The following is a 6489-nucleotide window of genomic DNA, read 5'->3' on the forward strand; positions in this document are numbered from 1 at the left end:
ATGATCAGCTCCGGCACCCCGGTCAACAAGGTGATGCCCGCCGCGAACGCGCCGGGGTTGACGTTCTGGACGAACACCGAGAACACGTAGCCGCCCAGGATTCCGATGATGACGACCAGGCTGTTCAGCAGCACCGCGACCAGGCCGGCGGCCAGCATGCGCGGCGTCACCAGCCGTTGCACCGGGTTGATGCCGAGCACCTCCATCGCGTCGATCTCTTCGCGGATGGTGCGTGAGCCCAGGTCGGCGCACATGGCGGTCGCGCCGGCGCCGGCCACGATCAGCACGGTCACCATCGGGCCGACCTGGGTGACCGCGCCGAACGCCGCACCAGCACCGGACAGGTCCGCCGCACCCAGTTCCCGCAACAAGATGTTCAGGGTGAAGCTGACCAGGACGGTGAACGGGATGGCCACCAGCAGCGTGGGTGCCAGCGAGACGCGGGCGACGAACCAGGACTGCTCGAGGAACTCCCGCGCCTGGAAGGGGCGGCGGAAGGCGAATCTGACGGCGTCGAAGGACATCGCGAACAGCCCGCCGACCGCCTGCATCGGTCCCGACAAATCACGCCCGAGCGTGATCCCCGGCGACCAGCGGTCCAGTCCCGCAACGCCCATCGCCGATAAACCCTCCGGAATCTCACAGCGAACACACAACCGACCCCGCACCGAGCCGACACGGTCGCGGCGATCTTATACACATCGATCGGCAGTGCGGTGCCAAAAGATCAGATTCGCCCACAACGCGATGATGTGGCTTGTCGACACCCGCGACAGGGGCGCTGGGCGAGGAGCCGGGCCGAGAATGTTAGGTTACCCAGCGGGCAACCGGCCGAGGCGCGATGCCGACCGGAGCCGGGAGGTGATTGTCGTGATCGAGAACCCCGCCTGACACGCAGGAGTGTTCGGTGGCCTCTCTGGACGTCAACGGCGGCAAAGTCGTCTACGAAATCCTGGGTGAATCAGGCGATCTCATCGTCTTGACGCCAGGTGGCCGGTTCAGCAAGGACGTTCCCGGGCTGCGACCGCTGGCCTCGGCCCTGGTCGACGGCGGTTACCGGGTGCTGCTGTGGGACCGACCCAATTGCGGCGCTTCCGACGTCCAGTTCTACGGGCAGTCCGAATCACACATGCGCGCCGAGACGTTGCACGGCGTTCTGACCGCCCTCGACGCGGGGCCGTGCGTCATGGCCGGCGGCTCCGGCGGGGCGAGGGACTCCATCCTCATGGCGATCCTCTATCCCGAGCTGGTCACCAAGCTGGCAGTGTGGAACATTGTCGGCGGGGTGTACGGAATGTTCGTCCTCGGGTCTTATTACGTGCTACCCAGCATCACGGCGGTGCGCGACCGCGGCACGTCGGGCTTGCTGTCGCTACCGGAGTGGCGGCGGCGCATCGAGAAGAACCCGAACAACAAGCAGCGGCTGCTCAACCTCGACCGCGACGAATTCCTCAAGGTGATGCTGCGGTGGCTCAACGCCTTCGTCTGCAAACCGGGACAGACCATTCCCGGGGTCGACGACGAAATGTTCGACCGCATCACGGTTCCCACGCTGATCATCCGGGGCGGCGAGAACGACTGGGACCATCCCAAACGAACCTCGCTGGAGGTGAGTTGCTTGATCAACGGGTCCGAGGTGATCGATCCGCCGTGGCCTGAGGACGCCTGGGAGCAGGCGGCGCGGCAGCGCGCCGCGGACTCGGCGGTCCGGTTCAACATGTTCGACACCTGGGTGCTGGCCGCGCCCGCGATCCTGGACTTTTTGGGTCGCTGAGAAGATAGGAGATCAAGCCGGTGCGATCACGGCCATACCGAGATCCTCAGGTCGCGCAAGAACACTCTCCCCGACCTGGTGCCGTCAATACCTACTTTTCGGCGACCTCCTCCATATCGGGGACAACGCCGGGGATCTACGCCGACGCCGGGAACGCCGCCAACCAGGTGACGGTTCGGCCGGTCGGCGGACACATCCCCGTGGGGGTGATGCCGCGGTCTCATGCAGCCGTCACTGCCAGTCCCGCAGCTGTGGCGACCACGTGAGGCCGATGGCGCGTCCCTCGAGCACCCGGTCGGCGAACACAACGCATTGGTCGAGGACATCCTGGAAGCGTTCGGGGGTAGTCGCTTCGAGGCGCTGCTTGCGTCGCCAGGCTGCCCATCTCGGTTGGGCAAGCTCTGACATGCCCTCCAGGGAGACCGTCAACGAACTCATGGCGGTCCGGCGGGAGTTTCACGCGTGGGTGCGGGTGGGGGCATTGCAGCGCCTCGAGCGCGCTTGGACTATCGGTTGGGGTGCAGCTCTTGTGACATCGGCGGGACACATTGGCCTGTGCCGGCCTGCCAGTGGACCCCTTCCTTTCGTTCAGTAAATCATCTTGTTCAATAAGACTGAACATTCAGCTATACTGAACGCATGGACCTGATCGGGGCCGATCTCGCCGAGGCTGTCGAGCGTCACCTCGCCGAATACGGCGTGCGGATACTCGGCGGCCTATCGGGATTGAATTCCATGGCTCCCGAACAGCTGGACCTGGAGATCGACGGCCAACCCGTCACGATCACTGCTCTCTACCTCCCTCACCTGTCGGCAACCGCAGCACTGCAGGCGTGGGCGACAACCGACACCAACTCATCGCTGCTTGTGGTGGGCCCACGGCTGCATCCATTGAGCGCGGAAACACTGCGGGCCCGCGGTCTCTGGTACATCGACGGGGCTGGGAACGCTTATCTGCGGAACCAAGATGGACTGCTCATCGACGTGCGCGGCCGGCGGTCGGCTGTGTCGGAGCAACTGGACACCCTCAGCGAAGGGTCACACGGAAATGGACCGCGTAATCCCTTCACCCCCAAGCGCGCACAAATTGTCTGCGTCCTGCTGGCCGCACCCGAACTCGTCGAGGCGCCGCTGCGTAACATCGCCGAGTCCGCCGGCGTATCGGTCGGTATGGCCAAGGAGACGATGGATACGTTGCGCACTACCGGCTTCCTGGAACACCTCGGCTCCCGGCGCCGGCTGGTGCGCGCCGGTGAACTGCTGGACCTGTGGGCGGCCGCCTATCCGGGGGGGCTGGGCCGGGCCAACAGACTCTTCGTCGCCAGCGGTGACATCCATGCCTGGTCGGCACCCGAGGGCCTGCAGGTGGCTGTCAGCGGAGAGCAGGCCGTGCCCGGGGACATCCGCAATCCCGAATCCCTGGTGCTTTACGTCGACACTGCAGAGCCCGGGCTGCCCGCCGACCTGCTTATTCACAACCGCTGGCACCGCGACCCGCACGGCAGCATCGTGATCCGAAAGCTATTCTGGCGCAACCTACCTAACGAGCATCTCAGGGTGGCCCCTGCGGCCCTGATCTATGCCGACCTGCTTGCCTCGCGCGAGCCGCGGCAGCTCGAAATCGCTCACCATATGAGAAGGCAGGATGAGCGGCTCGCCCGATTATGACCCGGCTCTCTTGGCCTGGGTGACACCGATCGTCACGGCACTCGCCGACATCGTGCCAACTGAACAGCTGATGCTCGTCGGCGCACAGTGCCGCGATCTGCTGCACTGGCACTGCTGCCGCGGCGTGCCCCCGCGGGCCACCAACGACACCGATATTGCGGTGGCCCTCAACAATTGGCACGCCTTCGAGGCAATTCGCGCCTCCTTCCCCGCTGTATGCAACACCGGGCACCGATTCATGATCGCCGGCTGCGCCGTCGACCTTCTCCCGTTCGGCGAGGTGGAATCGCCCGTAGGAACCACCCGCCATCCCCCCGGCAACGAGTCCATGAACGTCCACGGATTCACCGACGCCTACCTGCGCGCCGATGTTCTCGGTCTCCCCGGCGGTCTGACGGTCCGCCTCCCCCAACCACCGAACTACGCGGTACTCAAACTGCACGCATGGCTCGATCGGTCCGCTTACCACGAATATCGGGACGGCCCAGATCTGGCCTTGGCGGTGCACTGGTACGCCGAGGATCTCGACCGGCTTTACGCCGAACAACACCAGTGGGCCCTGCGCCGCCACGACTTCGACCTGCGCACCGCCGCAGCTGCGCTGCTCGGCCACGACATGCGCGCCAGTGTCAGCCCGCTAGAAACCGTCGTGCTGGCGACACGCGTCACGGAGGCCGATCACGACCTGCTGGCCGAGCACTTCGGTGTCGGCCAGCCGGGCTGGCCCGCCACCGCAGGAACGAGGCGTCCCCTCGTCGATGCGCTACTCGACCTACTCACGCTGGACCCCTGAATGCCGCACGTGCTCTGCGGTCGCACAGAGGATATCCGGGCGGAGGCCCTACGACCGACCACGAGCCCCGCGTTGCACGGAACTGTGAGTCCGGTGTTGCCCGGGCCCGCGCCACCCGCGATCTCAACGGGCTTCGGACCCCGAGGACGGATACGCCCAGGAGACGCACCGTCGTCAGTCCCTACCACCATGGAGGTGGACAAAGAAATGACCCGTGCAGCCCGCAGCAACCTTCCGCCGCAGATCGAACGACGCGAATTACCTTCCGGCACCGTCCGATACGAAGTCATCGCCGATGTCACCTGCGAAAGCGCCCGGCACCAGACCCGCAAACGGTTCGCCAAGCTGGCCGACGCGAAGGAGCACCTCGCCGGGCTGCAGGGCGACGTTGTTGGCGGAGTCCACGTCCGTCGCTCGGCCCTCACCGCGCAGCAGGCCATCGAGGCGTGGCTGGCCGGTCAGCGCCTGCGCCCCAAGACACGCAGCGCCTACATCACGGCGCTACGGCCGGTCGTGGATGCGTTGGTCGGCAAGCTCGTCCAGCAGGTCAGCAAGTCCGACATCGAGACGGTGATCCGCAGTTTGGTCGAAGGCACCAGCGCGACGGGCACCTGGAACGCACCCACAAAGCTCAAGGGCAAGAAGGTTCGCGGCGCGTGGGCGGCGACCAGTATCAACTCCATGCTGGCGCGCATGCGCTCAGTCTGGCAGGACTTGGTGGATCAGGGAGTGGTCAGCCGTAACGTGCCCGCGCTGGTCCGTCCGTTGCCGACCACGAAGCCCGAGATGGACACGCTCTCCGTCGAGCAGGTCGAGACGTTGTTCGCGCACATGTCCGGGGAACGTCTGGAGCTGGTCGTGCATCTCGCCGTTCTCGGATTGCGGCGCGGCGAGATCGCCGCACTGCGGTGGTCGAGCATTGATCTGGACTCGACACCGCCGTGCCTCACGGTGGCCGCCAATCGGGTTGCGGTGTCCGGCGGAGCCACTGAGTCCGATCTCAAAACTGAGGCGGGCCGAGAGGTGCTGCCGATCCCCGATGAGTTGCTGCCGATCCTTCGCCGCGCCCGACAGCGTTGCCGGGAAGAACAGTTGGCGGCGGGCAGCAAGTGGATCGGTGAAGGTCACGTGGTCGCCGACGAGTCCGGCAACCCGTATCACCCGGACATGCTCTACAAGTATTGGTCGCGCACTTTGAAGGCGGCCGGTCTGCCCCACGTCCGGCTGCACGACGCCCGTCACTCGTGCGCGACGTTGATGCACCAGCGCGGCGTTCCGTTGGCCGTGATCGCGGCCTGGCTGTGCCACACCGACACCAGCTTCACGCTTCGCACCTACGCCCACTCCTCCCCCGCGATGCTGGTTGATGCGGCGGCGACGCTCGGCGGTCTTGTGACATCACGTGACACATAGGATGATAAGAAGTCCGATACCCCTACCGGGTAACAACCTGAAAACCCCAGTCAGAAAGGGTCTCCACTGTGGCCAGGGGCGGGATCGAACCGCCGACCTTCCGCTTTTCAGGCGGACGCTCATGCCGACTGAGCTACCTGGCCGGAAGGCACCTGGATTTCCGGGTGCTTTCGCCGCGTGAGCGACCCTGACGGGACTTGAACCCGCGACCTCCGCCGTGACAGGGCGGCGCGCTAACCAACTGCGCCACAGGGCCTTGCCATCCGCTCCGCACCGCCGCGGCACGGGTGCCCCCTACGGGATTCGAACCCGCGCTACCGCCTTGAAAGGGCGGCGTCCTAGGCCGCTAGACGAAGGGGGCCGAAACCGAATCTCTCCGGGGCACTCGCAACGCGGTCGCGTTGGGAGCCAAGCCAGCTTAGGTCACCGTGACCCTAATCCTCAAACGCGCGGCCCGGTCCGTTACGCAGTATCCTGTTGCCTCACGCCCCTATAGCTCAGTTGGTAGAGCTACGGACTTTTAATCCGCAGGTCGCAGGTTCGATCCCTGCTGGGGGCACGGAGCAAAACCCCCACGTGAGGCCGGGCAGGCACCGCGAACCTCAGACCCGAGGGCAGTAGTGCGTCGGCTTGTCCCGCTCATCGAGCGGCGGCAGGTTGCGCGCGGGCGTGTGTACCAGCGGGGCGTCGGCCGGGATGCGACCGGTGGCTCGATCCCACCCGGCGCGGGCCCGCGGATGCATGCGGTAGCGCCGCGGCACCACGGCGTACACCAGCCGGACCAGGTTGCCGAATCGGCGGTGCAACCATTCGTCGCGGCGTGACCAGGTGTAGCCCAACA

General features: G+C 65.8%; 6 protein-coding genes, 4 tRNA genes and 1 pseudogene. 5 read left to right on the forward strand and 6 right to left on the reverse strand.

Annotated features, from left to right (window positions below; genetic code table 11):
• Positions 1-551: MlaE family ABC transporter permease (locus tag AC2VOP_RS01630; protein WP_486959353.1), on the reverse strand; the 551-nt coding region annotated here is incomplete at its 3' end.
• Between the two features lie 356 nt (positions 552-907).
• On the opposite strand from AC2VOP_RS01630, the gene AC2VOP_RS01635 reads away from it, so the two are divergent.
• Positions 908-1774: an alpha/beta fold hydrolase gene (locus AC2VOP_RS01635; RefSeq protein ID WP_486959348.1), complete on the forward strand. Its 867-nt coding sequence runs from the start codon at positions 908-910 to the stop codon at positions 1772-1774.
• 231 nt (positions 1775-2005) lie between these two features.
• Here AC2VOP_RS01635 and AC2VOP_RS01640 read toward each other — a convergent pair whose 3' ends face one another.
• Positions 2006-2203, reverse strand: coding sequence for a hypothetical protein (locus AC2VOP_RS01640; protein WP_486959349.1), 198 nt, complete (start codon positions 2201-2203; stop codon positions 2006-2008).
• Positions 2204-2413: 210 nt separating this feature from the next.
• Here AC2VOP_RS01640 and AC2VOP_RS01645 point away from each other — a divergent pair, with 210 nt between their 5' ends.
• From AC2VOP_RS01645 to AC2VOP_RS01655, 3 genes are all read left to right on the forward strand, one after another.
• Entirely contained in the window at positions 2414-3442 is a 1029-nt protein-coding gene (locus tag AC2VOP_RS01645; RefSeq protein WP_486959350.1) for a type IV toxin-antitoxin system AbiEi family antitoxin, read from the forward strand.
• Positions 3420-4235, forward strand: coding sequence for a hypothetical protein (locus AC2VOP_RS01650; protein ID WP_486959351.1), 816 nt, complete (start codon positions 3420-3422; stop codon positions 4233-4235). The genes AC2VOP_RS01645 and AC2VOP_RS01650 overlap by 23 nt, the downstream gene beginning before the upstream one ends.
• 189 nt (positions 4236-4424) lie before the next feature.
• Positions 4425-5648: a tyrosine-type recombinase/integrase gene (locus AC2VOP_RS01655; RefSeq protein ID WP_486959352.1), complete on the forward strand. Its 1224-nt coding sequence runs from the start codon at positions 4425-4427 to the stop codon at positions 5646-5648.
• 69 nt (positions 5649-5717) lie between these two features.
• Here AC2VOP_RS01655 and AC2VOP_RS01660 read toward each other — a convergent pair.
• The 3 genes from AC2VOP_RS01660 to AC2VOP_RS01670 all read right to left on the reverse strand — a co-directional run bounded on the left by AC2VOP_RS01660 (position 5718) and on the right by AC2VOP_RS01670 (position 6009).
• Positions 5718-5791 (reverse strand) — tRNA-Phe (locus tag AC2VOP_RS01660).
• A gap of 39 nt (positions 5792-5830) precedes the next feature.
• Positions 5831-5904, reverse strand: a tRNA-Asp gene (locus AC2VOP_RS01665).
• Positions 5905-5936: 32 nt separating this feature from the next.
• A tRNA-Glu gene (locus AC2VOP_RS01670) sits at positions 5937-6009 on the reverse strand.
• 125 nt (positions 6010-6134) lie between these two features.
• Here AC2VOP_RS01670 and AC2VOP_RS01675 point away from each other — a divergent pair.
• Positions 6135-6207, forward strand: a tRNA-Lys gene (locus AC2VOP_RS01675).
• 43 nt (positions 6208-6250) lie between these two features.
• Here AC2VOP_RS01675 and AC2VOP_RS01680 read toward each other — a convergent pair.
• A pseudogene (locus AC2VOP_RS01680) lies at positions 6251-6489 on the reverse strand (oxygenase MpaB family protein); the annotation flags it as partial.

Source organism: Mycobacterium sp. TH-M106, assembly GCF_057473765.1.

Excerpts from the sequence above, each read along its gene's own strand:
- AC2VOP_RS01645 (WP_486959350.1), top strand. The coding sequence starts at position 2,414 with ATGGACCTGATCGGGGCCGATCTCGCCGAGGCTGTCGAGCGTCACCTC.
- AC2VOP_RS01655 (WP_486959352.1), top strand. The coding sequence starts at position 4,425 with ATGGAGGTGGACAAAGAAATGACCCGTGCAGCCCGCAGCAACCTTCCG.
- AC2VOP_RS01650 (WP_486959351.1), top strand. The coding sequence starts at position 3,420 with ATGAGCGGCTCGCCCGATTATGACCCGGCTCTCTTGGCCTGGGTGACA.